Here is a 242-nt window from a genome sequence, read left to right on the forward strand (position 1 = left end):
TGCTGGTGTTAAAACCTGATTTAAGCAATCCGCAGGTATTTTTGCCGACTTGGTGGCTTTTTGCGGCCTTGGGCATCTTGCTGCCAACTGTGTTTGTCATTATGGGCAAATCCGTAGATGCGGCAGGTATCGTCAAATCGGATGCGGCACAGCGCTTATCGCTGTTTTTGCCCATTATCGCTTCATTCACGCTTTTTCATGAACAACTGACCGAAGGCCGTCTGATTGGTTTGGTATTGGCA

General features: G+C 47.9%; 1 pseudogene. It reads left to right on the plus strand.

The features are described 5' to 3' along the window. Positions 1–242: pseudogene (locus ACTHS3_RS18485) on the plus strand (EamA/RhaT family transporter); the annotation flags it as partial.

Source organism: Neisseria sp. P0009.S007 (genome assembly GCF_051962515.1).